Raw genomic sequence first — 24,396 nt, 5'->3', positions numbered from 1 at the left:
CACCATTCCCCGTCACCGACTGAACGAGGAACCGCAATGTCTATCATCCCGGAAATTCTGCCTACGTTCGCCGAACACGACCCTGCCGAGCAGGCCGTTACTGCGCTACTTACCTCTCTCGGAGTGGACCTTAGCGGTGAATCCCTCGCTGACACGCCTCGTCGGGTTGTGGCCGCATACCGGGAGATGCTGGAACCTCACGAGTTCAAGGCAACCACATTCCCCAACGAGAGCGGATCGGACGATCTAATCCTTGTCCGCGCCATTCCATTTCATTCATTGTGCGAGCATCATCTTCTACCGTTCTTTGGCGTCGCTCATGTTGGCTACGTGCCCGGTGAGCGTGTCCTCGGGCTATCCAAATTGGCGCGTGTTGTGCAGGCGTCTGCGCGAGGACTTCAGATCCAGGAGCGAATGACTACCCGAATCGTGGAGCAAATGACCGATGAACTGGCACCCTTGGGTGTGGGCGCGGTCGTCGAGGCTCAACACACATGTATGGCAATCAGGGGAATCAGAGCAATCGGCTCCTGGACCACTACTTGTACCCTGCGTGGGGTCCTTCGTAGCGACCAGCAGCGGAGAGATGAATTTCTGCGGCGCACAGAGAATACGGGCAATGGGAATGCGTGGCGATGACATTCCAACCGTCAGAGCAATTGCCGAACGCCCACCAGAACCACCTCCGAACTGCGGCACCTCTTGACTTCCTCGATTTCTTCGTTGGAACTGGTCTGAAAACAAGCGACGCTCCCGCGCTTCGCGATAGTGCCGGTTATGCACTCACTTATCGGCAACTGACAGATGCGATCGCTGGTCGCGCACGTGACCTCAGTTCCGCTGGAGTCGGCCCGGGTCAACTGATTCGTGTCAGCGCTGCACGAAATTCTGCATCGGTGGTAGAACTTCTGGCGGTACTCGCTGTTGGCGCAGCCTTCGTCGCCTTGGCTCCGGACGCCGTCCCTAGCCCACGCATTCAGGAGGCATTGGGCGGCGCGGCCATGCCTCCAGATGCCGCCTACGTGATGTCCACATCGGGCAGCACTGGCGAGCCCAAAGAAACTGTCGTTACGCGTACAGGGCTACGACATGTGTTCCACGCCTTACGAAAATCACCTGAGATCGACTTTCCTTCTGGACTTGTCTGGACACAATTCCATCCACTTACTTTCGGCTACGCGATGTGCGAGATCCTCGGCGCGCTCAGCTTCGGCGGCGAGATCGTCATTGTGGACAGAGAAGAATCACTCACATGCTCCGGACTCTGCCATACACTAATTTCCGCACGCGCCGGGGGGCGCCGCGTTGCGGTCTGCCTAACTCCCTCAGAGCTATCTTTGCTCACGACTAGGATTGGCGAATCGGACGTGCGCGCGCCTGAGTTCGTTCTACTTAGCGGGGAACCTGCCTATCGTGGACAACTCGCCGAGTTCTTTGCCCTTCCCGCCGCCAATCAAAGCGTTGTCGTCAATACTTACGCCGCCACAGAGACCGCCGGTCAGGTTACGGCGCATAGAGTTACAGAAAACTCAGTTCCGGAGTTAATGGCCGGGTATGTGGGCCACCCACTTCCAGGAGTAGGTGTAACGCTTGTTGCGTCCGATGGGAAAACCTTGCGGCGCAGCAATTCTGACACACCGGGTGATATCTACGTAGAAGGTCCGATGGTGGCGGCCGGGTATTTGGACGCAGAGCAGACAGCCGCGAGGTTCCGCCCTACGGAAACAGGCGGGGCAGCTTTTCGTACGGGAGACATCGGCCAATGGGCGAAGGATGGGGGTTTGCGCATCGTTGGCCGCAATGGGAGGCGGTATAAGATCGCGGGCCGCTGGGTTCCGCTCGATTTCATCGAACGGTACATCCTCACCTCCGAATGCGTTAGCGATGTCGCCGCATCGATTGCCGAGGTGTGCCTCGATGGCGCTACGCCACTGGAATGCCTCCAGATCGTCGCGGTTCCATGCGACCGTTCCGTCGCGGGTGCCGAGCGGATTCGGAGGCAAGTCGTTGCTAGCCTTGCTGCACCGCTCACAATTCGTTTGATTCTCGTAGATGCGTTGCCCCGCAACCTCAATGGCAAGCTCTCTTCGGAGTACATTTCAACTGCCACTCTGAATCCTCCGACGATGGACGTTGCGACCGCAGTGTGTGCTGTGTGGGTCGAGATCCTCGGGGCGGGAGTCGGCCAGCGGACCAATCTGTTCGAATCGGGCGTCGATTCCCTTGGCATTGTGACCGCCGCGGCCCGACTGACACGAGCGCTTTGCCGCCCTGTCAGTGCGGAATTCCTCCTCGATCACCCCCGGATAGAACTCCAAATTTCAGCGCTCACAACACCATCCAGGAAAGTAAGTGATCCCCCGGCTTCTACTGGAGCAGCGCGGAGAGTGTCGCTCCCAGATCGAGGTGCGCAGCGTCGGAACGCGCGAAGAACCCTCCCTGTTCAGCCTCTAGCCAATGTCAAACCGTCACCGCACGAAGAGGAGTCACCAACTTGAACGGCAAAGGGATTGCAGTACTCGGCTACGCCTGTCGCGCGCCGGGTGCCCGCACTGTTGAAAACCTGTGGGACATCATTGCTGCGGGCCGTGACTGCGTTACTCGCGCCTCAACCAATGTTGGTGCCACAACCGGAGGGCGCGTACACGCTTACGGTGTACTCGACGATATCGGTCAATTCGATGCAGAGTTCTTCGGGTACTCTCCACGTGAGGCCTCGGAGATCGACCCGCAACAGCAAATGTTGCTCGAATGTGCTGTGGAAGCCCTTGAAGCCGCCGGCATCCGCGTAAGTGGACTCAACCACGACATAGGCGTCTATGCCGCGACTGGGTTGAGTAGCTATCTACTTGCGACGCATAGCGGAGCGATCGACGACCAAAACCTCTCCACTCTAATGGGTGGCGACGGCCACTACGCAGCAACGCGCATCGCGTACAAACTCGGACTGACCGGACCGGCAATGTCTATCGGATCCGCGTGCTCTTCGTCCCTCCTCGCCATCCACACTGCCGCACAAGCAATCGCCGCGGGTGAATGCGATCTTGCACTCGCGGGGGGCATGGATGTCGAATTTCCGCAGCCCATCAGCTACCTGTATCAGGCCGGCGGCATCATGTCCAAAGACGGTGTTTGTCGCCCCTTTGACGCCGCCGCGAGCGGCACAGTTTTTGGGTCCGGCGGCGGCCTCGTACTTCTTGCAGACTTTGACGTCGCAACGGAGCGTGGTTGGCCAATCCGGGCAATTCTCGCGGGCTCTGCCGTGAACAATGACGGATCGGAGAAGGCATCCTTTACGGCCCCCCGTGCCAGTCGTCAGGCCGACATTATACGCCAGGCTTTGGAGATTGCCGAATTGCATCCCGCACAGGTCAGTTATCTAGAATGCCATGGCACAGGCACTCAACTCGGGGACCGCAGCGAGATATCCGCTCTGACTAGTGTATTCGCGGACTCTCCCCTGCCCCCACTCGGTTCAGCTAAGGCGAACTTCGGGCATCTTCGAGTTGGCGCTGGCGTCGTCGGCTTCATCAAAGCATGCGAAGTCGTAAATCGCGGCGAGATTCCTCCTCTCACTAATCTCCACCAACCGATGGACTCCGTTTACACAGGCGATCTCTCGCTGCCCCGCACTCTGAGCAGCCTGGATCTGCCAGATGCTGAACGCGTCGCGGGCGTCAGCTCATTTGGATTCGGAGGCACGAACGTCCACGCCGTCCTGCGTGGACACAAGAACTCACCGATGGAGCATGGCAGCAGCAGCGGCCCTTTCGTTTTGCAATTGTCTGCCGCTGACCCAGACGCTTGTCTGGGTAACGCCAGTGCGCTTGCCGCTGCTTTGCGCTCAGACCCTGACCTCTCACCGGCTGATGTCGCGTTCACGCTCCAACACGGTCGCGACGATCATGCTTACCGATTGGCTACCGTTGGTGATAGCGACGTTGAGTTGCGTGCCGGGTTGGACGGAATCGGGGAACACACCGTCGAGGGGTGGCGTCAGGAAGGTGCTCAGGTTGTGCTGATGCTGCCGGGGCAGGGCAGCGACCTACTCCCCACAGCCCGCGCCCTCTACGGCTGGGAGCCTATATTCACTGCCTCACTTGAGAATTCATGGAACACTGCGCGCAGCATAGATTCATCGCTCGCTACTCTAGGGGTAGCGCTAAGTGGTGACTGTGAAGGCATGGTGACGACTCATACTCTGCACACTGCCGTTCTCTTGGCCTTGGCAGAACAACTCTCGGCGCGCGGGGTACATCCAGACCAAGTGGTGGGATATTCGCTGGGCGACTACGCAGCAGCAGCCACAGCTAAAGCAATTCGTAACCACGACGCCCTCCGCCTTGTCATTGAGCGGGCGCGAATCCTGAAACGTGCCCCAGAAGGATCAATGGTCGCGGTGCGCTTGTCGTCCGCCGAAATCGCGTCCCTACTGCCCAGCGACATTGCGCTGCCTGCAATCACCCTTGCTGACAAGCACACCGTGCTGGCGGTCGCCGCAGAGTCGCTATTACAGGTCACCCAACGACTTAGTGACGCCGACGTCCCACACCGAGTACTCGACCTCACCTTGCCCTACCATTCCCCGATTATGGCAGAAGCAGCCATGGAGCTTGCCCCATTCGCATCCGCGGTCCAAGTTCAACCGTCTTCATCGTTCATCCCCACAGTCGTTGGCCGCGACGCACTGGATGACGACTATTGGTCAGCTCACCTAGCCGGTCCGCTCGACCTGAGGGGAGCTGCCGCAGAGATCACACGGGCAGCCACTAGCCGAGGATGCATCGTCGTCGACCTTAGCCCCGACGGCTTCCTCTCTCGAGCCGTGGCGGACCAAAACGCGGGCCCAGTCATACGTCCACTGCGGGCCGATAAGGAACCAAAAACCGCTTGGCTTCACGGCCTCGCCTCCCTATGGGTGGCCGGCGTGCGGGTGGATACTGGCAACGCCGCCGGCCGAACGGTCATGCTGCCGAACCGTGTGTTCTCACGTGCGCAACATACAAAGGAAATTAGCCCGACGAATAGCCTCCCCGACAACCAAAACGGGTCCGGCGGCACCATCCGCCGAGAGAAATCGTTGGATCGCTGGGCCTATTACCCGAGCTGGAGATTCCGTCGTCGGGGACCAGGCGCGCACGACGGCAGCGGCGAACGATGGTTGATATTGTCCGAAAATGGCGGCCAAAGCGCTCATGTCGTAGAGACGCTCAGGGCCCGAGGGATCGAGTGCATTCAATTTGTGCCGGACGAAGGGGAACGCGAAGCCTGCGACAATGTGCTACCCGTCCATCCGGGAGATGAACACTCGGTGAAATCCGCCATCCGTGCTCTTCACCTGGAGCGGCGTCCGATAGACCGCGTGGTGCATATGTGGTGCACCAGCTCACTCGGAGAAAGCGAGACACTCGACGGACGACTGGCAACCCTACACAGCGAGTACGAACGAGGCTTCTACACCCTGTTGTTCGCGGTCCAAGAAATAGGTCTGCTGCAGGGATCTCGACATGTTCGCTTAGACATCGTCGCGCGCGGTATGCACCCGGTCGGCACCAACGCCGTCGACATCGTGCCAGATCGCGCTCTCCTCGCTGGGCCCGGCCTTGTCATTCCCCAGGATTTCCCGGCGATGTCAGCACGCACCGTAGATATATCCGGACTTTCGCCTGATAGCTGGTCCGCCGAGCTCGTTTCTGAATTGCTCAGCTCATCATCTGATCCCACGGTCTCTCTGGCTCCAGGGGAGAGATGGGTGCGCTGCTACGAACGCGATGAGCTGCCGCCTGTTCCAGAAGGCCAACTCCCTTTGCGTCTACGTGAGGGTGGCGTCTACCTCATCACCGGAGGGCTCGGTGGCATTGGAATGACCCTGGCCGAGTACTTAGTCCGAACCTGCCGCGCTCGTCTGATTCTCACAGGATTGGAAGCAGTCCCAGATGCCTCCTTGTGGGAGAACGGAAACTGCGAACCGATTGATAGCGACGACGAAGTTCTCGTCGAACGGGTTTCGCGAATTCGTAAATTGACTGGCTTGGGTGGGGAAATCCTTGCTGTCAGTTGCGATGCCGCCGATCGCGGGCAGACTGCGGCACTCTTCAAGACGATCGAAGAACATTTCGGTCGCCTAGACGGCGTCGTTCACGCAGCTGGCGTGTTCGAGACACAACGCGCCTTCCGTGGACTCGATGACACCGGCCGTGAAGACTGCATTCGCCGCCTACGCCCAAAGGTCGAAGGTACGCTTGTTCTCGCTGAGTTTCTGCGCGGGAAAAAACTGGATTTTGTACTTATGCAATCGTCCCTTTCCTCTCATCTTGGTGGTCTCGGTTTCTACGCTTACACCGCTGGAAACGCATTCATGGATGCGTTCGCCGAACGCCACCGCGATGCCGAGGTTCCTTGGATGACAGTGAACTGGGACGGCTGGATCTTCCGCGAACGCGACGACGATTCCTTGCACCAATCCGTCGTCTCGCCATCCTTCGCATCACCGGACTTCGGTGTGGTAGCCGAAATCGCCATTCGCCCAACCGAAGGCCAAGACTTCTACAGCCGCCTCATGAACATGGCCGAGCCACACCAAGTACTAATCTCCACTGCTGACTTCGAGCATCGCATCCACCAGTGGGTACGCGGCACGGTCGGCCGGCATGCACCATCACCCGTCCAGGACGAGGAACCCAAACCCGTCACAGACTCCAACATCGAGACGGGTGTCGTTGAGGTTTGGACCGATGTTCTCGGAGTCACGAACCTCAATGGCGGCAGTGATTTCTTCGCACTCGGAGGCGACTCACTGCTCGGTGTCACTGTCGCTCACCGGCTCAGCCTCCGTTTTGATGTTGTGCTGTCAGTGATCACGATGTTCGACAACCCAACAATCGCCCAAACCGCAACGGAGATTCGGCGCCTGCGTCGCCGTGTAGCAAATGAAGGAGCGAAATGAATGCCCGCTCGTATATCGCAACTGTGCCGGCTAGGACCTACACGCGTACGTCCGATGAATCCGAAACAGCCTCTCCCGGGGGGTACCCCGCCGCAGCCTTCACTGTCACAAAATTCTTCGACGACTTACCTTGTTGCCACCGCTCGTGGGCCCATGATGGAAAGTGCCGTTTCCTCCATGGGTATGAGCGATCCTTCGAAGTCGAATTCGCTTGTTCAGCATTGGATTCCGTCACTGGTTTCGTAATCGACTTCGGTGCTCTCAAGGATGTTCGCGCTTTGTTGAATCGGCAGTTCGACCACACAACACTTGTGGCCGAGAACGATCCCGACCGTCAACTCTTCGAAGAGCTTGATAGTCGTGGTGTGATCGACCTACGAGTCATGAAGCACACGGGCATGGAGGGGGCCGCTGCGTGGGTCACGGAGGAGGCTGGGCGCTTGGTGCGTGAAGCGAGTGATGGGCGGGTGTGGATCTGTCGTGTTACGGCTCGTGAGTGCCGAAAGAACTCAGTCACCCTCACGTCCGACCGGGTACATCCGTCTGTATGAGCGAAACCGAGTCGCACAGGGTTGCAGATCCCATTGAGGCACCCTTGATCCCCGTAATTCCCGGCTTGCACAGTAGCCGAAAGCGCCTCCTGCTGGTGCCGGGGCTCGGGCAGAACCGAGCTCACTGGGGCCCCTTTGCACGGTGGTTGGCAGAGCATCGAATGGCTCTATTGGCAGTCGACCCGGCGGGGCTTGCCGGCAGATGCACTGCCCCTCAGGGGACCTACGAACGCGTAGACCAGATGGCTGCCGCCCTCGCCTCAGCCTGCCAGAAAAATGGGGTGACTGGCGTCATCGGTCATTCAGCGGGTGCTCCGCCCGCACTACTTGCGGCGTCGCATGGGCAAATCAACACGGTTACCCTGCTGGAACCAGTTCCAAGTCACTTCGGGATCAATGGGCCGCACCCGTACACCGATCCGTTCGTGCCACCCTCCGCGGTGGCACGAACGGATCGGCTAGTTTCGACGCCCGGCGAGCAACCTAGCGAATCTCTGCGACGACTGCACCCCTTTGCCTCTCCTTCGACGCTGCGCACAATCTGCGCTGCAATCAGCGCCCAGGACTACCTCACGCCTTCGCCGATCTCCCAGCAAGGTTCCGCACCACCCACCCTCGCCGATCGTGGAGTTAGGACCATGGACGCGCTCGCCCACTATGCAGGACAAGTGCTGATCCTGCGTGGAAAGCACTCCGCACTGCTTTCAACCTCTCACGCGGAGTTTCTGACTTCCCGAGCTCGCAAAGGAATCATGCGCACTGTCGATCGTGCAGGGCACTCTCCCCACATTGACGCACCTCGTGCGACCGTTGTGGCGTTCCTAGGGGAAAATGCACTGTGACTTCCGGAATCGCAGAATCCTCAGCCTTACGTGTCCGCGACTTCAGGCTGCTACTCATCGGCCAAGGCCTCTCCATGGTTATGTACGGCGCATACTTGGCCGTACTCTCGTGGTACGCATACAGTCTCACTGGCTCGCCTAGTTCAGCTGGAATCGTGTTGGGTGCCGCCGCTGTTTCACAAGTCACCACCCTTCTCCTGGGCGGAGCGCTGGCGGATCGGTGGGACAGACGCTCGATGATTATCGTGGCCAACTCCGGACGCCTCCTCGGAGTTGGCACTCTCGCGGTAATTAGCGCAACCGGCCATACGACACTGGCCTTACTGACAGTGTGCGTCTCGTTCGTGAGTCTTTGCGATGGCCTATTCCATCCCGCGTTTGGCGGGATCGTGCCAGCGACAGTCCCCCCCGATCTCGTCGGGTCTGCCAACGCCGCACTCAGCTTTGTGCGCTCAATTAGTGCGATTATTGGGCCTGCCTTGGGCGGAGCCGTTTACGCCGCCGCCGGTATGCAGGCCGTTCTCGGGCTGACAACGGCGGCCTTCCTCGTGGCCGTAATCACCGCTATAGCCCTTCGACCCGTCGTCCGTGGGCAAAAGCGAGCACCGTCCCAACCTTTAAGGGACATTGTGGAGGGAGCACGCTACGTCATATCGGTGCCGTTGCTCGCCTCCATCCCCGTTGCTGCTGTGGCACTTATGGTTTCCGAGGGACCTACGCAAACCCTCTTACCGCGGCTGGTCGAGGAGCATTTCGCCGGAGGAGCCGGCACACTCTCACTCTTGACCACGTCTTATGGGGCTGGTGCTGCTGCCGGCGCTCTGCTCTACGCTCGCCTGATGCCTCGGCGTCGGCGTGCAGTGATCGTCTATACGATGTGGACCATAGCCCATGTATTTTGCGCAGCAATGGCTCTGACTACCTGGCTACCTGGTGCTATGGCTTTCGCTGCGGTACGCGGAATGTGTGGCGGGTTTGGGTTTGCGGTCTGGGAGACCCTGCTCATGCAGGTCGTTGCCCCCGACAAGCTCTCTCGTGTGTACTCGGTCAACTTGTTCGGAACAAAGGCACTTATGCCAATCGGTTTCGCGCTCGGGGGCTGGCTCGGCGCCTATGCACCCGCCGCCGCAGTGATTGCTGGAGGACAAATCACTGCGGCGGTTCTGATGGGCTCTCTCCTTTTCATCCGCCGAATACGAACAGTCCAGTGAAACTGCGAATCTCTGCGAAAGGACCCTATGAAGATCGTCATCCTTGGGACTGGCGAGGTATGCCAAGCTCTCGCCCCTGCTCTACTGAAACTTGGCAATGAGGTCATTGTCGGTACCCGCGACCCTGCGACCACCCGCAAGCGCAATACCGAATTCATCCGTCTTAGTCGAAGCTATCCGGAGATAGAACTGTCAACATTCGAAGTAGCGGTCCGCAAAGCAAGTCATGCCGATTTGATAATAAACGCAATTTCAGGGCCCGCCTGCCTAGAGATTCTCAGTCCGCTCGCTTCTTTCCTCACTAGCCATGTGATTATCGATGTTTCGAGTCCCTACGACTGGTCTAGCGAAGATTCTGTACTTTCGCCAGTCAACACCGATAGCCTAGGTGAAGCTATCCAACGGGCTATCCCAGGAGCATTCGTTGTCAAGACGCTCAACACTCTGGCGGCATCGGTGATGGTCGATCCGAGTGTTGCAGGCGCAGAACACTCTGTGTTTCTGAGCGGTGATAGTTCCGCAGCGAAAGATCGAGTCGCGGATCTACTCCGGAAACTTGGATGGCGAGATGTTCTCGATTTGGGAGGAATCCGCACCGCACGCGCGACAGAAATGATGCTCCGGATGTGGATCGACACTTCAAAGGCCCTCGGCACCCATCTCTTTGGATTCAAGATCGTCCGCTAATTGCTGACACGATCGGATTCACGACCTGGGTAAGTCTTCGACCTCGGACGTCGAATTTGGTCGATTGCGATGTCCAGTGGGGACGGCAATAACGAGAAGTTCCAACCTATCTCGAAGCCACTACCCATAGGACACCTCGTGCGGGTGACGGACCATTCGTATGTTCGGCGCGCTGTCCGTGCCGGGTTCGATCCCTACTGACCAAGGTGCTCGTACGAGACAAACTGCGTGCCGAGTACGCCCTGACAGCAGCACCCGGCTCGATGCTTCGTCAGCACTGTCGCCCGGCTCGATGCTTCGTCAGCACTGTCGCCCGGCTTCAATCCTTGAAGCTATTTTCACGACCGCAAGAATGTGCATACATTTCTAGCGACTCAAACTTCGAACACTCTGTATAACAGGAACATTCATGCCTCGAAAAGGTAGTTCAACGGGGTTGCCACCGCCCCTCCAGAGACACCATATGCGCGATCCTGCCATTCAACGAAGCTCACCAGAGGACGGCATTCCCCATGTCATGCTCCATTTCAGGAATTCGCTGCACCTCCCGATTCGATCCTTCGTCGTTTGATCGGCGTGCAGAAATGAGCGCTAGCCGACCAATGACTTAGACGGTGCGCGGACGACCCGCCCAGTCGCTCGACTCACCCATCGGCACCGAGTTAGTCAGTGGCGGAGTCTATGCCGAGTCCCAGTCCTTCAATTGGCGGCGTCGAGCGCTTCGGGAGCGCGCCACAACCGCTCCGTCCCGAAATGTCCTCGGACAACGGCGACCTCGTCTGTTTCTCCCTTGCGTATCAGCCCTAATGAGAATGGATCGACAGCGCGCTCCGTCAGAGGTATCGCGGTGTTCGTTGGTCAGCAGGTCGACGCAAGGTCCCGACTGCACGAAATCGACTTTGCCTGGTCGGCGACTCGGATCTTGCGGCGCTCGTACGGCGTCGTCCCGCCCCAGATTCCGTGAGGTTCGGTGGTCATGACGGCGTGTTCTCGGCATGCGTCTCGAACCGGGCATTTCCAGCAGATTCGCTTGGCCATGTTGGTGGCGGCGCTGCTGTATGTCTCTGGGAAGAACAGTTCGGGATCGGTTTGTGCGCAGAGGCCTATTGATATCCACATCCCGGGCATCTGGAAGTGTTCCTCGGTTTCAGTGAGGCTGAGCTGATGCACGGTCATGGCTGATCACTCCTTTGTCGATGTCGGGCAGGGTGTCGCGCTGCAGTCATCGGATGGTGTGGACGGTAGGTAGTGCGTTCTCCTCCCTGCCCACCGATGGCTACTTTGGTCATGCGTCCTGACGCGGTGCGCCGAGTACTGCTCGGGCGCGAGCGAGAGCGGCTTCGCGCAATTCTTCGGGTGCGTCGCGGAGGGCTTTTGCAACGTTGCCGCGGTCAGCTCGCTCGTCGAGGGCGATCCGAAAGTCGGTGACGCGTTCGTTGATCGAAGCCTGCACTGTCGCTGGATGGGCAAGTGACACGGCGCTGATGGGGTTCTCGAAGGTGAAGGACCAGTAGGCGGCGTCCGCGGCCGCCTGTGCCCACTCGCCGGAAAGCTCGTAAATGCCCTGTCGCTGTTGGGGACTCGCACCGACGATCCTCTGCCGCAGGATCCAGCCGCCGTCACCGGTCAGTTCCGCTGAGCGCGGGTCATGCCAGGATCGTTCAGCAAGGCGGCTTCGAACCAGGTCGTTGAGATCGGCCACGGTCGTCCCGGATGCGTTGATGGGCTCGAAGTCCAGCTGGGGACGCTGCCAGATCTCTTGGAGCTGGACCTGTGGTGCCCCCTGGTCGGGGATGTCGACTTGGAGCCATCCTCGCGGTGTCTCGTCATCGGAGAATCCGCGCCGAACGGTGGATCCGGTGTACCAGACCTGCCCGTATCCGTCGGCGGTTCCGAAGCCTTCGACGCGGCCGGGGGTGTGATAGTCCGAGAGCAAGGTGAGGTCGAACCCTCGTGTTACCCAGTCGGTCGGAATCAGCCGTTCCGCGCCGTGTCGTTCTGCCGCTTTGTACAGCCGTTCGTCACCTACGAAGATTCCGTGTGAGCAGAGAATGTTCACGCCGTGATCGAGTGGGCGTGGGTCGATATCGATGCCCTGTTCGCGCAGCTCAGGGTCGAGACCGTAGTGGGAGACGACGTGGAGGTAGATCGGCTGTTCGGGGTCCGGTTGGTGGATTTCGTACAGGCCGGGGTGGGGGCCCACGCAATCTTCCGCGGGGCGCCGTGGGTCCGGGTAGACAGTGAACGAGTTCATGGTGGGGCGGTCGAACATCGAAACTGCGGAGAGGTCGGAGCCTGCTCCAGCACAGTGGTTTCCGGAGTTCTTGCCGTTCCAGAGTCCTGCGTCGAAGAGGAGATCGTCGAGTCGTTGCACGGTTTCTACGTCGCGGGGTAGGGGACGTGACCAGTGGGTTACATCGCCTCCGTGCCAGACTCCGCGGCAGCCGGCATCGATGATGGCGGTGATGGCCTCTTGGTAGGCGATCTGGCCGTCGACGACTCGAAGGTTCCAGCGAGTGTCGCGGTGCATGCGCATTCCTCGTGCGCTGTAGCCGGTGTGCGTGCAGCCGAGGGTGGCGAATCGGTAGCTCATGCACCATACGGTGTCATTTCGATTCTCCAGTGTTGCAGTGTGATTCGGGGCCACCGAAACGGCAGCTCAATCCCCGAACTCACCCGTCGGCGGTGTATGGTGATTCTCAATCGGATCACCACAACCAAAAAACGGGGAAAATAATGGGCACACTTGTGCTCGGCGGAGCTGTACGCTCCGTCGACTCCGCAACGCCAGGTCGCATCTGCGACACCACACTCGACCTCTTCGAGTCCGAGGACACCGACGACCACGCGCGAGCGGTGACTTTGTGCGCTGATTGCCCTCTTCTCGCGGGGTGCAGGTCTCAGACCCGGACGGAAATCCTCGACAGTCGCGGTCCCGTCGGTGTCGTTCGCGCGGGCATCGCGTGGGACGACGACGGACAGCCTGACGCCGATATTCACACCACTCCTCAGGGGCGGAGTTGGGTCCCGACCACCGACGCGAATGCCGAACCGGACGTCGACGCGTACGTCGTGGAACTGGCGTTCAATGATCCCGGCCGAATCCGGGACGCGGTCCTGACCCCGGCCGAGACCGACGCCATCATTCTTCAAGCCGCCGAGCGTGGGCAGTCAATGAATTGGATTCGGAAGCTGCTTGGGATTCACCCGCGCGCCGTCGATCAGGCTGCCCGACGACTCGGGGTTCGCGACCGCTTCGGAAGCAAGTCTTCGCGACCGCGAAAGGCCGCCCCAGCTAAGGACTTCGGCACACCTGTCGACCTCGATGCGACAGCACCTGATGCGGACGGCTTCACATCATTCGTCCTCTTTACCGCTGAATCGGATGTCGCCACCCCCGCACCCTCGGTCAAGCTGTCCGAAGAGCCGAACATCGACGCACACGCATCCACCACTGCGAACGACACTCAGCTCACTCTCGCCCTGGGCATTGCCGTCGAGAACGCAGCCGGCACCGGTGTGAACGCCGATGCGGTCGCAGATACCGGGCCGCTACCGAGCTCCTGCGACGACACCCACCACAAGCATGCAGGCACTCCCCCTTCCACCTCCACCCGACTGCTCACACGTGCTGGCGCAGCGGTACTCACCTCCTTCTGGAAGCGACGCCGCACAGGACCTGTAGCGGTGCGACTCCTCGGCGTCGTGAACACTGTGCCTTCTCGCGGCTCCACGCGTATCGCACGTCATGCAGCCACTCGGGGCCACCACTTGGCAGCTGCCCGCCAATCTTCCCCCTCCGCCCGATCGTCCGATTGCCTCGGACAGCGCACCCCTCATGGGCCCGCACCTACAAGCCCGCGACACTCGTGCCGATCCAAACCGCCAGCGTTGGCGACACATTCACCTCATGCGGTCATTGCGACGGATGTCGACCCGCCCATCGCCAAGGCAAAAGGGACGTTGTGTGCTGCCCGAGCGGGGAGGTTCGGTGGCACGTGACCCGCTGCGCGATCTGACTCCCATCGAGCGCGACCTGCTACTGCAAGCCTTGGTGATCTCCGGGTGCCCTCGGTGTACAACGACACCTGAACTGTTCGATCATCAACGGAGGGGCGAAGGTTCACGCTCGTTTGAACGGCGCGCCAACAATGCGATCACAGCGTGCCGTACGTGTCCTGCCCTCGAACGGTGTGACTTGAAGGCACGACTGCTCTCGATCACTGGTGTCGTCGGAGGTCGCTACCGGCCTGACCGCAACGGCCACCGGGCCACTCCCGTTGATCTGCACATTGCAGAACCTGACGAACTCCTCCAAGAGGAGCTGATCTCTCACGCACGGGCGGCCGCAGTCGAAGCCGGCCGATGGCGCCACCAGAACGCGTAAGCCTGTTCTACGCCCTACTTCCCGTCTGAGGCTGCCCACAGCACGGACGATGCGGCCGACCGCCGACCCACCCCCGAACCCAGTCGGTGCCTATATATAACAAGGGCGGCCCCCCGAACGATGCAATTCAGGAAGCCGCCCATACGTTCACACCGTGAGATCAATCGGTGCGGTCAATCCACTGCGATTCTGTCCCGAACAGCGCAACTACCGGTCCCATCAACGTCTCTCTGACCCGTTGCCCGACAAGGATCGCCTCGTTCTCGAAGAGAATCGCAGACGAGGCATTCAGCACCGCACTTTCAGCGCCGTACGGATACACTCCCGCCATCCGCGTATCTCGAGCCACAGCCTGATGCGCGGCATAGGCTTTCGGCCTGGACTCCCGGAAGAACCCCATGCTGCCAGCGCGTCCTACAGCATCACTGAGAGCGTGAATAGCGATAGCCTGCGCGGCAGCCGCCTGCGCTGCGAGTTCGAGGAGCTGGCCCGCGCGCACAGGGTCCAGCGACGATGCCAGCTCGCGCAATGCATGGATGCGATCGGCCTTCGGTAGAGTCAGGCTGTCAACCGATCGGCCTGTACCGACGTCGACACTCATCAGACTCAGCCGTCTGCCTGGACGTCGTGCATCTCAAGACCTTCAGTGATGAACACCAGCGCACGCTCAAGTTCGGCGACAAGCTCATCACGTGCCTGTGATTGCGGAAGTACTTGCACCAAAGCTAGATTCGCGCGCGCAGCCCGGTTCGCGGCCGCGAATTCATCTGCGGACTTCGGTCCGTTCCGCAGCACCTTGATCGTGGCGTTGTTGTCGTTGATCTGCTGAGTGAGTAACTTGATCGCGGCTTTCGATTGCTCTGCGTTTGTCGCAGCGTTCACGATCTCCACCTCAGTAGAGGTGAGCACAACGATACTGTCGCGCTGAGGCATAGGTGTCTCCTGTCGTAGCTGGCCACCGACCGGAAAGTAGTCAGTGAACTCAACGACGACGCTAGGGAGCAGGTTCTCCACCTGTCCCTAGCGTCCATCGCACCTCTTGGCGTCGGCAACCTGCAGACGGCCGCGCCCAGCTCTACAACGTCATCCAGTTCTCACCGTCCCAATAGCGGTCCACCTCACCCTTTGCGCGAATTGCCTCGATCATCCTCGGGTCCTCAGCTCGGCCACGGATGAGCGCGTACTGTCCGTCACGGCGAAGATTTGCGCCCTTCACCAGTACCGGAATGAATCTCTTCGAGTCCCGGCGGAGTTGCTTGGCGATCTCGTATTCGTCGATCAACGACACGATCGCGAAGTACTCCGGCTCGAACCACTCGTCCTGCTTGTTGAGTTCGTTGTAGGCACTGACCCATTCGGCCCAGACGGCGCGGTGATCCGTGGCTGCATTCCCTCGCTTCCAATGCACGATCGGGGTTCCGCCGCGGCCGTCGTTTTCGATATCGGCGACCTTCGTCCCTCGGTAACGCAGGCTCGCCGTGTACGCCTCCCCGCCCCCCAATTGCAGGGACTTCACGGATGCGGCGGACCAATCAGTGTCCGGGACGCGTTCAGCGGTAGCAGCGAGAACAACGGGGCCGGCAGTCATGAGGTTGCCCTTTCGGTAGATACGATGTCGATCTCAACGCTATGGCCCACGCTCAGAGGGTGTTTCAGCCCTGAAGTGCTATGCAGACGCCTTCGCAAGCAGTACGTGAACAGGAGCGAGCGCCTGGTCAATCAATTTGCAGAATGCGCCGATCAGGTAGTTGATCTGACCGGCGGGATCGGTCAGGTAAGCCGTGGAGTAGAGATCCGTGTCCCGGACTGCCTTGGCGAGCGCGAGACGAAGGTCGCCGACGTTCGGCACGGTCAGATAGGCGATCCCGCCGACGGCGTATTCGTCCGGGTCCGAACCTATGAGGTCCACGGCCACCTCGAGGCTGACCCCATCGGGGGCATCGTGGAGGTCGATCACGGCGGCATAGGCATACTCGGACGACCAGTCGCCGTGAAGGAAGCCCTCCAGGATCGAGTAGGCAGAGTTCAGATAGGCAGCATTGTGGAACCACGGGTCTTTTGGGAGTGCCTGGTCTAGAACGCACTCGTCGAGAAGATGTTTGGTGTAGTCGGTGACCGCAGAAGCGTTCGGAGTGGTGGTCAGCATTGGCGCCTTCCTTCAAGTGGGGTGTTGATGCGCCCTCGACGCTATGGAGACCGGAGCAGGGGTGTTGCAGGATTGCGTCGAGACACGCAATCCGTGGCGGGCAGCCGGCTGTAGGCAACCTGTCGAGATGGTTGTTCCGCCGCGCAACGCACGTTCACTACTCACACAGAAATGGGGCACGGTGCGAACAATGCGAAATCGAACCGGACAGGGCCTGTAGCTCGAAAGAGATGGCGAAAGAAGATAGTCGATAATCAGGACACCAGCCCACGCGAACGGCGCAAAGTCGACGAGGGCATGAAATCACAGAGGATACAACCATGACCGATCAGTCTGAGGTCTGCACCTCGAACGCCGTCTCGACCCGAACGTACAAGCAGCCACGTGCGGAATTGACCCGAACGCAGATCGTCACCGCCGCTGCGACACAATTCGACCGCGAGGGGTACGCAGGGGCGACCGTCAACAGCATTATCGTCGCCCACGGCCTCACGAAAGGTGCTGTGTACTTTCACTTCCCGTCAAAGGAAGCGATGGCTCAACATCTCGTTGAAAGCTGGGGTGATGCCATCCAGCGCGCATTCTCGCTGGCAGCGGAAACTGACGAGATCGCGACCGCGCAGCTGTGGACCGCATTCCGTTTGCTCGCCTACCAAGCACACACTGACGTCGCCCTTCGCGCCGGGATGAAGCTGGCCCTCGAACCCGCGGTGGACGGCGCCCACGCCGTCTACCAGCAGTGGGTGGACAGCACCAACCACCTCATCGAGAGCGGCATTGCCGGAGGCATCATCGCGGACACAGAGTCCCACGGGCGTCTCGCCTGGAACCTGTGCGCTGGCTTCACCGGAGCAGTCTTTCAAACCTCCGCAATCACCCACGCGAACAGCGATGTCACGACGCTTGTGGCCGACCTGCTTGCTGCACACCTGCCGATGTGATGGTGTGCTCCCGCGGCCTCAGACGCTTCGTGCGAGCGCCGCAATCCGCTCTGAAAATGCGTGTGCCCGGGAGCATCGTCCGGGCATTCAATGCTCGAACGACGAACCCGGGCATCGCTCAGATCTTCGCCTGCAGCAGTTCGAAGAGAATGGCGATGACATCGTCCCTGGTGGCAGCCTCGGCCACCTCGGACTTCAATGTGCTTATCAGGTCAAGAATGTCGTGCGGGTCGTCCGCCTCCCCGGCCTCGTCCAGGTCGACAACGTGAATTCCATCCGAGGCGTATGAAATCTTGCCGTCGCGTAGAACTACCAGTTTCTTCGCCGAAGTCTCGGTGGCCTTCCGGTTTCGGGACTGGCGCTTCTGCTTCTCGTCTCGTTGTTCGGTGGTCGGCTGCGCATCGCGGGTTGGGGAGTTGGGCGATTGTTCATCGGCGGCTGTATCTGGTTCTGGCTCAGCTTCAACCGCAGGGGTTGCTTTCGGCTGCGCATCCGTAGCCGAAGCGGGCTCTTGCTCAGCCTCCGTCACAGGATCGGGCTCCAGCTCTGACGCAGACTCCAGCTCTGCGGTGGGTGTCGGTTCGATCCCTGCGGCGTGTACCGGGTCACCGAAGGTTGGCGCGTGGTCCGCGGCGTCGAGTGTTGCCGGCGACTGGGGTTCGATGTCAGCCTCGACGGCTCGGAGATGTGTCATCTCCACGGGCGCTGACTCTTTCGGTGCATCGGGTGCTGGTGCCGAGCTCTTTCCGATACTCGGGCGAGTGCCGCCGATCGGTGCGACTGGGCCGCGGCGACGACCGGTGGATCGGGGCGAGGTGAACGCTGAAGACATGACAGTCCTTCCAACAATTGCTGTTCGGGGCTTGATGATTGAGTTCTTCGACCGTATCGGTAACGCCCGACACACGCTTCTATGTGTTTCAGCCGTATCAATTGGTCAAGCGGCCGGCGAGATGCTCCGGGAAGCTTGTGGTCCGCCGTTCTGAGGCGTTCGGGGAGGCTGGTAGCGCCCCAGGATGGAGCGCACGGCAACGACTCGGGCCTCACGACGCGATTCGGCCATGCTCGGCCGCGGCGAGCGCCAGCCTGTGAAGCCACAAGGCGAGGTCTCCCCCGGCAGTGCCGCTGATCTGGGAAAGTTCCGCCGCGCTGAACTCGACTGTCACACTGACCGACTCACCCGCTGTGCGCTCCCGTGCCGCTGCCTCATCGAACACTGACGTCATGCCGACAACCGGGGAAGTCGCCGCGGTGTACAGCTCTGGCGCGATCACACCGCCCGGAGCCAGCGCAGTCTTCGCACGGGTAACAGCCACGTAGCAGAGCATCTGCTCATCACGCAGCACCGCATTGTCGGCCGCGCCACCTTCCTCTGCCGCTTCGGTTGCCTCCTGGAGCGCTTCGTCGAGGTCGCTCGCAAGTTCAACACGGTCCCATTCGCGCCCCTTGCTTCGGTGGGCCGTGGCCACGACAAGTTGGGCTGACGCTTCAGGTACGGAGTGGGCCAGCGCGGTCTTCACTGCAGGGACGCCATGGTCATCGATGAGAGCGACCAGAGTTTTCCAGTCGGCCGAGTCCGGAGAATCCTGAGCGTGATCCTGGACCTGACCCCAGGTGGTAAACGCGGCGAGGTCCTCATGCCCGGCCGGATCTCCGTTCTGCAGGTTCTCCGCACCTTCACAGAACCGCAGTGCGTACTTCTGGTCCCCCATCAGGTGAACTCGCACACCTGCGGCCTGTGCCGCCATAACTCTCTCCAGCGCAACGCCGTTGGTCCTGGTCAGTACGGCGTCGACGGTGGGTTCCCTTGTAGTGACGCGAGAAAGCAAGCTCGGATTCCCTTTGAGCCGCATGTCGTCTCCGAGGTCAGCAAGGAGCTGGTTCGCAGCGTCAGCGATCGCCGGCCCGAACCGCCACGACTGCGTCAACCGCCCCTCTGAGACATTTCCAAACTCCCGCATCGCATTCCGGGCACCGGTAAAGCGGTAGATCGACTGGCTGCTGTCGCCGACGAACACCTGCTGCAAATGGGTCTGTTCGGCGAGCACCCCTGCGAGTACCGGGGAGGTGTCTTGTGCCTCGTCGAGAAACAGTGCGGCACCTTCGGGCCCGAAGCGTGGTCGGATCATCGCCCACAACTTCAGATAGTGGCCATGGCTGAACTTCACTGCTGTCCCGGAGGTGCTGTAGACGTCGCGCCAGGCTTTGACCGCCAGCGGCAGCACGTGCTCGACGAGGGCGCGTTGGTTGTGGTGCTCGCCGCGTGAATCAAGTCCAATCATCGGCGGCACATGCTGTGGTCCGATGTCCTGATCAGTCGTTTTGCAGAATTCTTCGACGGTGCGCAGAACCTGCCGGGTGATCTGATACGCGGAGATGACCCGTTGTCGTCCGTCCGCGCCGCGCGCTGTCATCGGCAGGATCCCGAGCTCCCGTTCGGTGACGGAGAACGGCACTTTGCCCATCTCAAGCTTGTCGAGAAGCGGTGCGTGCGCTGTGCCGCGCAGTCCACGGAAAGCCAGGGCGTGGGCCGTCGACGACATCATGTGCCGCGGGAACTTCCGGCCGGCCTCCGTCGCGATTGACTTGTTGAACGCCAAATAGAGGCCACTTCTCCCCTGCTCACCGAGAATGTCCGCGAGCTGAAGCAAGGTGGTTGTTTTGCCGGTACCGGCGCCGGCGCGGACCAACAACGGATTCCCAGTTCGGAAGAGGCTGTGGATGTGCAGCTGCTCATCGGTCGGGGCGAAGGTCATCGCAGGGTCACTTTCGTCGGCGTTCTCGGCTGTCCCACCGCACGCTATGGGCCCTTCACCTCGGGTGTTTCAACCTGACAACAGAAACCGTAGGCGTGCGGTTCTCCGCTCCGAAGCGACTGAAACATCGGCGATCCGCCGCGGCGACGATAGATCGACAACACCGCATCAACCACGACGAGGAGCACATCGATGCAGAATCCGATCAGTACAGCGCTGGGCACAGTTCAGAACATCGAAGACCTAGTGCGAGTGCACACACAGCACGGAGTCGTCACTGCTGACTCCGACGCCCACGTCGTGGAGCCGAACGCCATGCTGGCTCTGAACGTCGCCGAACTTGTGCCCATCTACGCCCGCCGCTGCGGCACTACGAACGACGAGATCGCCTCCGTCCTTTCCGATCTCGTCAGCGACCTGAGGCACCTCGCCGATGCCATCGGCATCGAATGGGACGAACTCGATGAACGGGCCGCTGACCACCACGCCGCCGAAGTGGCTCGTTAATCCCGGGACGGCTGGGCGACAGAACGCGGTGTCGCCCAGCCCTTCCATGCACGATGGACGGACAGCGTCAGTTGAGTCCGGTATGACAGAGCCTGAACTGCCCATCGTCGGGGTATCCCTGTGAGATGCGATATTTCACGATTATCGGTGGGTGCGTTGAGGTGCTTGGGGTCGTCATCACCGGGTGGGGATTGATCTACGCGTGGCGTCGTTTGGGGACCCGCATTTGGCTTACCCACGGGCTGGCGCGCCCCATCGACCAGACCGTGCACGGCACGGATCAAGGCCACCGCCACCGAAGATCAAATGGTGCTGAAGGAATTTACACTGAACACCAGCGAACCGGTTGCCGCGCAGGTCGACTCGCTCTACAAGCAGATCGCCGACATCCACAAAGACATGAATCAGTTGAAACGAAAATTGTTCTGCCAGCCCTCTGGGGTCTCCGCGGACGCAGTTGACGGTCGGATAGGCGAGGCCGTCGACGCATTCGGCGCGCAGTCCAAAAAGGACACAGACAAAGATCTTAGGTGCGCGATCCTCGGCCTTGCCGTCACCGCACTGGGAGCTCTACTTACCCTGATATCCGCCATCGCTTACCTGCCACCACCATAAACATTTCCAACCCGCACCTCACTGCAGCGGCGGACAGCGCGCCATCGCTGCGACAAATCAGAACCTCAGAGCGCCTCTGGCAGCGCTACGTCCGCGTATCCGGTTGTGTACCAACCGCATGTGCAGAAGACGCTCTGGTCGTGGGTTTGGCACCCCTGTTGATAGCGGAGGACGGACGCGATCAACCCAGGGTGCGCCGGGCGGTCTAGCGCGACGCTGCCGGTGACGTACGGGTGACCATTCCAGCTGTCGGCGACGGAGAATCCCCTTTCCTGCAGAAGATCGTGGAGTTGTTCGAGCTCGCCATCGCGCAGTGGGTTCGTGGGGGAAAGGTGGGGCGACGGTGCCGGCACCACTGTGGCGACCTCCAGAACGACGACCACACGGCCCTCAGCCCCGATCGGAATGAACCGAAGAGTGCGATTCTCGGCGGGTACGTGCAGGTGAGCTCCATGGTGGTGCATGATCGCCGACGCCGTTTGATCGGTCTCGAAGGTCCATCGCAGGCCGGCAGTCAGAGCCGAATCAATCGACGACCAGTCCGGTCGTGTTCGTGCCCGCGGTGTTTCCGCTAAATCTGTCATGAGCGCACCTGCTCGGCGATTGCGCGCCCGCGGCTCGTGGAGCGATTGCCGCGCCACTGACCACGTGCCTGACGGGCGCGGGCGTTAGGCTGCAGCCGGCCGGACGCGTGGGAGACATTGAGCGCATGGCGCAACTGGTCAGCGGTCTTCTTGCCACTTGGGCGTGCTATCTGGGTAGACATCGGGTTCCTCCGGTTGGCGTTGCGTATTGCCTCAAGTCTCTCTACTTCCTTCACCAGGAGTTTCATCTTTTTCGCGCTTTATGTGCTTTTCATGGGTTTCATGGGTATTACGGATGTCACGTGTCTTGTGCGCAGCCGAGCATGGAACGAAGGTGCAGGTTACAGATCGAGAGGGGAACGATGCCCGTCAGCCGGCTTCCTGCGTCGAGCTATTCGACGCCGCGGCCGAGTACGACACAAGGAGTGCGATCGGCGAGGTGACTACCAACGTAGACGGGGTTCGGAGCTCACCCGAAGCCGGTCGACGAGCGGGCGTGCCCCGCTGAACGTCGCCGCCCATCGACAGTTGGTGGGGCGCCTGCGTTGTCCATTCAGCGTTCGCGCTTCTATGCACGGACGGACAGCTTTGGGCCCGAAAATAGGGCGGCACCCCGCGCGCGCTTCGGGGTGCCGCCCTTTTCGGTCAGGCGTGAGCTACCAGCATTTTCATTGCGCGATCCTTGGCCCCTTGTGCGGTGTTCTCGAGTTGACGCTGCGCGCGGGCGTCGACCGATCCGCGGACCGTGCCGAACCAGTCAAGATGTTCGGTTAGTGCCGCGTATGCACCCCAACGGCTTCCGCGGCCAAGATCGTTGGTGTCGGCGAATCGGAACAGTTCGATCAGTTCGCCACGACGGCGCTCCCAGATGCCGCGGGCGCGCTTGTCTTCGATGGGCGGCTGTGGGTAGAGGCCATCGATGAACTCGACGAACTGGGTGTTACTCATCGGGGTATCGAGCATGTGGTCGGCGACCGCACTGAATTCCTTGGCGTATCGAACAGCGCCTTGCATCATTTTCTTTGCCGCTGCGAGCCGGTCGTGCGCGGAGCTGGTGTGTCCAATCGCGAAAGCCGTCGGGAAACCGATGTTGGCGGTCATTCCGTTCATGCAGACGAGACGTCGCGCGCGTGCCTCACCGACCACACGTCCGGATCCGTCGTGTGCAGTCCGCAGGAGCAGCTGAAAGGTCACCAGGTCCTTTCCGCCAACGCTTACGGTCGCGTCGGGCATGTCGAGTTCGACGTAGGCCTGTTTTCCTCCCTTGATCTCGCCCGCAGTGGCGAATCTCGCGCCAAGGGCGATCGCTGCTTCCGCTGGGGCGAAGGCGTCTGCGTTGGTGACAGCGGTGTATCGGCCGCCGCCGAGGTGCAGTGCAGCTTTCGTGTCGGAGCGGAGGAAGAACCGCATGCCGGGCATGCCAGTGGTGGTGATCCCTTCCTCCGTCATGATTGCGAAGTTGTCCGCCGAGTGCTCCTCGATGGTCCAATCGAGTCGCGCAAGTTCGAGTGCGTCGTCGAGTGAGTGGACGCTTGAGATGTCGGTGCCCAGAGCGCGGCCGGCCGGGGTGCGGGTGATTGCGGATACGGTCATCAGGTCCTCCGTGGTGGTCAGTGGATTGGCTTGCTGACTACGAAGTTATGGAGGGCATATCTGCAGTGTTGCAGTTCAGTTCAGCTTGCCAGGCCGCTTCCTGGGCGTTGAGCCGCCCGTTGAAGTTGAGCGTCCGGACAGCTGACGCGATTCTTGCCTGTCGTGCGGAATCGGGCTTCTTTCGTGCGGCAGGCTCGTGGATGCCGTGGTGCGCAGACGCAGGATCTCGTCCGTGGCGCGTTGCCGGTGAGACCTGCGGACAGCGCGAGTGGCGGCCGGGTCGCCGATTCGCTTGTACCGGCCCGCCTCGGTGGCAGCGCGCCTGAACGATCCCGTGGCATGGTCGCCAGCACCCATCGATCGCGGTCTTCCGGCGGGGCATTCGGTCGGTGCGCAGAGGCGAAGGCGTTCTCTGTAGCGGCGTGCTGGTTCCACGTTTGGGACTAGCACTAAAGTACTAGTGTTAGTTGGACCACTTGGTCGCGATCGGTTACTGCGCCGGGTAGTTGAAAGTTTGAGCCTTTTGTCGGTTTCTGCAGAATGCCTTATCAGATATGACTCGGCCCGCAACCCCAGCTCTAGCCAATTTCAAGCTACACTCAAGCGACTCTCCGGCGGCTGGATTATCGG

The 24,396-nt window shown here is 60.6% G+C and carries 22 protein-coding genes; 11 read left to right on the top strand and 11 right to left on the bottom strand.

All coding sequences use genetic code 11. The features are described from left to right. Window positions 1-36: 36 nt before the first annotated feature. Genes folE through ACFWEM_RS28200 form a run of 7 tightly spaced genes read left to right on the top strand, consistent with a single transcriptional unit; the run spans window position 37 to window position 10,237 of the window. Window positions 37-639, top strand: a complete 603-nt coding sequence (gene folE / locus ACFWEM_RS28230) for a GTP cyclohydrolase I FolE (protein ID WP_378539070.1) — start codon at window positions 37-39, stop codon at window positions 637-639. Next, window positions 636-2,498, top strand: a complete 1,863-nt coding sequence (locus ACFWEM_RS28225) for a non-ribosomal peptide synthetase (protein ID WP_378539142.1) — start codon at window positions 636-638, stop codon at window positions 2,496-2,498. Before folE ends, ACFWEM_RS28225 begins: the two co-directional genes overlap by 4 nt. Next, window positions 2,495-6,946, top strand: coding sequence for an SDR family NAD(P)-dependent oxidoreductase (locus ACFWEM_RS28220; RefSeq protein ID WP_378539069.1), 4,452 nt, complete (start codon window positions 2,495-2,497; stop codon window positions 6,944-6,946). The genes ACFWEM_RS28225 and ACFWEM_RS28220 overlap by 4 nt, the downstream gene beginning before the upstream one ends. After that, the gene (locus ACFWEM_RS28215; protein WP_378539068.1) at window positions 6,943-7,497 is read left to right on the top strand and encodes a 6-pyruvoyl tetrahydropterin synthase family protein; all 555 of its coding nucleotides are present in this window, start codon (window positions 6,943-6,945) and stop codon (window positions 7,495-7,497) included. The genes ACFWEM_RS28220 and ACFWEM_RS28215 overlap by 4 nt, the downstream gene beginning before the upstream one ends. Continuing rightward, complete coding sequence (locus ACFWEM_RS28210; protein ID WP_378539067.1) at window positions 7,494-8,339, top strand: alpha/beta fold hydrolase; 846 nt, start codon at window positions 7,494-7,496, stop codon at window positions 8,337-8,339. The genes ACFWEM_RS28215 and ACFWEM_RS28210 overlap by 4 nt, the downstream gene beginning before the upstream one ends. Further along, the gene (locus ACFWEM_RS28205) at window positions 8,336-9,550 is read left to right on the top strand and encodes an MFS transporter (RefSeq protein WP_378539066.1); all 1,215 of its coding nucleotides are present in this window, start codon (window positions 8,336-8,338) and stop codon (window positions 9,548-9,550) included. Before ACFWEM_RS28210 ends, ACFWEM_RS28205 begins: the two co-directional genes overlap by 4 nt. Before the next feature lie 27 nt (window positions 9,551-9,577). Then, entirely contained in the window at window positions 9,578-10,237 is a 660-nt protein-coding gene (locus ACFWEM_RS28200) for an NADPH-dependent F420 reductase (protein ID WP_378539065.1), read from the top strand. 858 nt (window positions 10,238-11,095) lie between these two features. On the opposite strand, the gene ACFWEM_RS28195 is transcribed toward ACFWEM_RS28200, so the two are convergent. Together ACFWEM_RS28195 and ACFWEM_RS28190 are read right to left on the bottom strand one after the other, a co-directional pair. Beyond that, window positions 11,096-11,413 carry a WhiB family transcriptional regulator gene (locus ACFWEM_RS28195; RefSeq protein ID WP_378539064.1) on the bottom strand — a complete coding sequence of 106 codons (318 nt, stop codon included), beginning with the start codon at window positions 11,411-11,413 and terminating at the stop codon, window positions 11,096-11,098. Window positions 11,414-11,522: 109 nt separating this feature from the next. After that, the gene (locus ACFWEM_RS28190; protein ID WP_378539063.1) at window positions 11,523-12,830 is read right to left on the bottom strand and encodes a hypothetical protein; all 1,308 of its coding nucleotides are present in this window, start codon (window positions 12,828-12,830) and stop codon (window positions 11,523-11,525) included. A gap of 143 nt (window positions 12,831-12,973) precedes the next feature. Between ACFWEM_RS28190 and ACFWEM_RS28185 the strand changes: the two genes are divergently transcribed. Continuing rightward, window positions 12,974-14,239, top strand: coding sequence for a hypothetical protein (locus ACFWEM_RS28185; RefSeq protein WP_378539062.1), 1,266 nt, complete (start codon window positions 12,974-12,976; stop codon window positions 14,237-14,239). Between the two features lie 545 nt (window positions 14,240-14,784). Here ACFWEM_RS28185 and ACFWEM_RS28180 read toward each other — a convergent pair. From ACFWEM_RS28180 to ACFWEM_RS28165, 4 genes are all read right to left on the bottom strand, one after another. Next, the gene (locus ACFWEM_RS28180) at window positions 14,785-15,225 is read right to left on the bottom strand and encodes a hypothetical protein (protein ID WP_378539061.1); all 441 of its coding nucleotides are present in this window, start codon (window positions 15,223-15,225) and stop codon (window positions 14,785-14,787) included. A gap of 5 nt (window positions 15,226-15,230) precedes the next feature. Further along, window positions 15,231-15,638 (bottom strand): hypothetical protein, encoded by a 408-nt coding sequence (locus tag ACFWEM_RS28175; RefSeq protein WP_378539060.1) that lies wholly within the window; start codon window positions 15,636-15,638, stop codon window positions 15,231-15,233. A gap of 61 nt (window positions 15,639-15,699) precedes the next feature. Then, window positions 15,700-16,212 (bottom strand): hypothetical protein, encoded by a 513-nt coding sequence (locus ACFWEM_RS28170; RefSeq protein WP_378539059.1) that lies wholly within the window; start codon window positions 16,210-16,212, stop codon window positions 15,700-15,702. Window positions 16,213-16,290: 78 nt separating this feature from the next. Continuing rightward, window positions 16,291-16,770 carry a hypothetical protein gene (locus ACFWEM_RS28165; RefSeq protein WP_378539058.1) on the bottom strand — a complete coding sequence of 160 codons (480 nt, stop codon included), beginning with the start codon at window positions 16,768-16,770 and terminating at the stop codon, window positions 16,291-16,293. Between the two features lie 320 nt (window positions 16,771-17,090). Here ACFWEM_RS28165 and ACFWEM_RS28160 point away from each other — a divergent pair, with 320 nt between their 5' ends. Continuing rightward, window positions 17,091-17,711: a TetR family transcriptional regulator gene (locus ACFWEM_RS28160; protein WP_378539057.1), complete on the top strand. Its 621-nt coding sequence runs from the start codon at window positions 17,091-17,093 to the stop codon at window positions 17,709-17,711. Between the two features lie 118 nt (window positions 17,712-17,829). Here the strand turns inward: ACFWEM_RS28160 and ACFWEM_RS28155 are convergent, their stop codons facing one another. Both ACFWEM_RS28155 and ACFWEM_RS28150 read right to left on the bottom strand, forming a co-directional pair. Beyond that, window positions 17,830-18,543 carry a hypothetical protein gene (locus ACFWEM_RS28155; RefSeq protein ID WP_378539056.1) on the bottom strand — a complete coding sequence of 238 codons (714 nt, stop codon included), beginning with the start codon at window positions 18,541-18,543 and terminating at the stop codon, window positions 17,830-17,832. Window positions 18,544-18,754: 211 nt separating this feature from the next. Continuing rightward, the gene (locus ACFWEM_RS28150) at window positions 18,755-20,467 is read right to left on the bottom strand and encodes a UvrD-helicase domain-containing protein (protein ID WP_378539055.1); all 1,713 of its coding nucleotides are present in this window, start codon (window positions 20,465-20,467) and stop codon (window positions 18,755-18,757) included. A gap of 192 nt (window positions 20,468-20,659) precedes the next feature. On the opposite strand from ACFWEM_RS28150, the gene ACFWEM_RS28145 reads away from it, so the two are divergent. Further along, window positions 20,660-20,974 carry a hypothetical protein gene (locus tag ACFWEM_RS28145; RefSeq protein ID WP_378539054.1) on the top strand — a complete coding sequence of 105 codons (315 nt, stop codon included), beginning with the start codon at window positions 20,660-20,662 and terminating at the stop codon, window positions 20,972-20,974. 306 nt (window positions 20,975-21,280) lie between these two features. Continuing rightward, complete coding sequence (locus ACFWEM_RS28140) at window positions 21,281-21,589, top strand: hypothetical protein (RefSeq protein ID WP_378539053.1); 309 nt, start codon at window positions 21,281-21,283, stop codon at window positions 21,587-21,589. Between the two features lie 65 nt (window positions 21,590-21,654). Here the strand turns inward: ACFWEM_RS28140 and ACFWEM_RS28135 are convergent, their stop codons facing one another. The 3 genes from ACFWEM_RS28135 to ACFWEM_RS28125 form a co-directional block, all read right to left on the bottom strand. Then, complete coding sequence (locus ACFWEM_RS28135; RefSeq protein ID WP_378539052.1) at window positions 21,655-22,173, bottom strand: hypothetical protein; 519 nt, start codon at window positions 22,171-22,173, stop codon at window positions 21,655-21,657. Then, window positions 22,170-22,355 carry a hypothetical protein gene (locus ACFWEM_RS28130; RefSeq protein WP_378539051.1) on the bottom strand — a complete coding sequence of 62 codons (186 nt, stop codon included), beginning with the start codon at window positions 22,353-22,355 and terminating at the stop codon, window positions 22,170-22,172. The genes ACFWEM_RS28135 and ACFWEM_RS28130 overlap by 4 nt, the downstream gene beginning before the upstream one ends. 463 nt (window positions 22,356-22,818) lie before the next feature. Then, window positions 22,819-23,766, bottom strand: a complete 948-nt coding sequence (locus ACFWEM_RS28125; RefSeq protein WP_378539050.1) for a DUF932 domain-containing protein — start codon at window positions 23,764-23,766, stop codon at window positions 22,819-22,821. Between the last annotated feature and the right edge of the window lie 630 nt (window positions 23,767-24,396).

It is taken from the genome of Rhodococcus sp. NPDC060176, assembly GCF_042728675.1.
Classification (GTDB): Bacteria; Actinomycetota; Actinomycetes; order Mycobacteriales; family Mycobacteriaceae; genus Rhodococcus_F.
This window is presented reverse-complemented; position numbering and strand designations above follow the sequence as displayed.

Coding starts and splice junctions, on each gene's coding strand:
- folE (WP_378539070.1), top strand. CDS start 37: ATGTCTATCATCCCGGAAATTCTGCCTACGTTCGCCGAACACGACCCT.
- ACFWEM_RS28225 (WP_378539142.1), top strand. CDS start 636: ATGACATTCCAACCGTCAGAGCAATTGCCGAACGCCCACCAGAACCAC.
- ACFWEM_RS28215 (WP_378539068.1), top strand. CDS start 6,943: ATGAATGCCCGCTCGTATATCGCAACTGTGCCGGCTAGGACCTACACG.
- ACFWEM_RS28210 (WP_378539067.1), top strand. CDS start 7,494: ATGAGCGAAACCGAGTCGCACAGGGTTGCAGATCCCATTGAGGCACCC.
- ACFWEM_RS28200 (WP_378539065.1), top strand. CDS start 9,578: ATGAAGATCGTCATCCTTGGGACTGGCGAGGTATGCCAAGCTCTCGCC.
- ACFWEM_RS28195 (WP_378539064.1), bottom strand. CDS start 11,413: ATGACCGTGCATCAGCTCAGCCTCACTGAAACCGAGGAACACTTCCAG.
- ACFWEM_RS28190 (WP_378539063.1), bottom strand. CDS start 12,830: ATGAGCTACCGATTCGCCACCCTCGGCTGCACGCACACCGGCTACAGC.
- ACFWEM_RS28185 (WP_378539062.1), top strand. CDS start 12,974: ATGGGCACACTTGTGCTCGGCGGAGCTGTACGCTCCGTCGACTCCGCA.
- ACFWEM_RS28180 (WP_378539061.1), bottom strand. CDS start 15,225: ATGAGTGTCGACGTCGGTACAGGCCGATCGGTTGACAGCCTGACTCTA.
- ACFWEM_RS28170 (WP_378539059.1), bottom strand. CDS start 16,212: ATGACTGCCGGCCCCGTTGTTCTCGCTGCTACCGCTGAACGCGTCCCG.
- ACFWEM_RS28165 (WP_378539058.1), bottom strand. CDS start 16,770: ATGCTGACCACCACTCCGAACGCTTCTGCGGTCACCGACTACACCAAA.
- ACFWEM_RS28160 (WP_378539057.1), top strand. CDS start 17,091: ATGACCGATCAGTCTGAGGTCTGCACCTCGAACGCCGTCTCGACCCGA.
- ACFWEM_RS28155 (WP_378539056.1), bottom strand. CDS start 18,543: ATGTCTTCAGCGTTCACCTCGCCCCGATCCACCGGTCGTCGCCGCGGC.
- ACFWEM_RS28150 (WP_378539055.1), bottom strand. CDS start 20,467: ATGACCTTCGCCCCGACCGATGAGCAGCTGCACATCCACAGCCTCTTC.
- ACFWEM_RS28145 (WP_378539054.1), top strand. CDS start 20,660: ATGCAGAATCCGATCAGTACAGCGCTGGGCACAGTTCAGAACATCGAA.
- ACFWEM_RS28140 (WP_378539053.1), top strand. CDS start 21,281: ATGGTGCTGAAGGAATTTACACTGAACACCAGCGAACCGGTTGCCGCG.
- ACFWEM_RS28135 (WP_378539052.1), bottom strand. CDS start 22,173: ATGACAGATTTAGCGGAAACACCGCGGGCACGAACACGACCGGACTGG.
- ACFWEM_RS28130 (WP_378539051.1), bottom strand. CDS start 22,355: ATGTCTACCCAGATAGCACGCCCAAGTGGCAAGAAGACCGCTGACCAG.
- ACFWEM_RS28125 (WP_378539050.1), bottom strand. CDS start 23,766: ATGACCGTATCCGCAATCACCCGCACCCCGGCCGGCCGCGCTCTGGGC.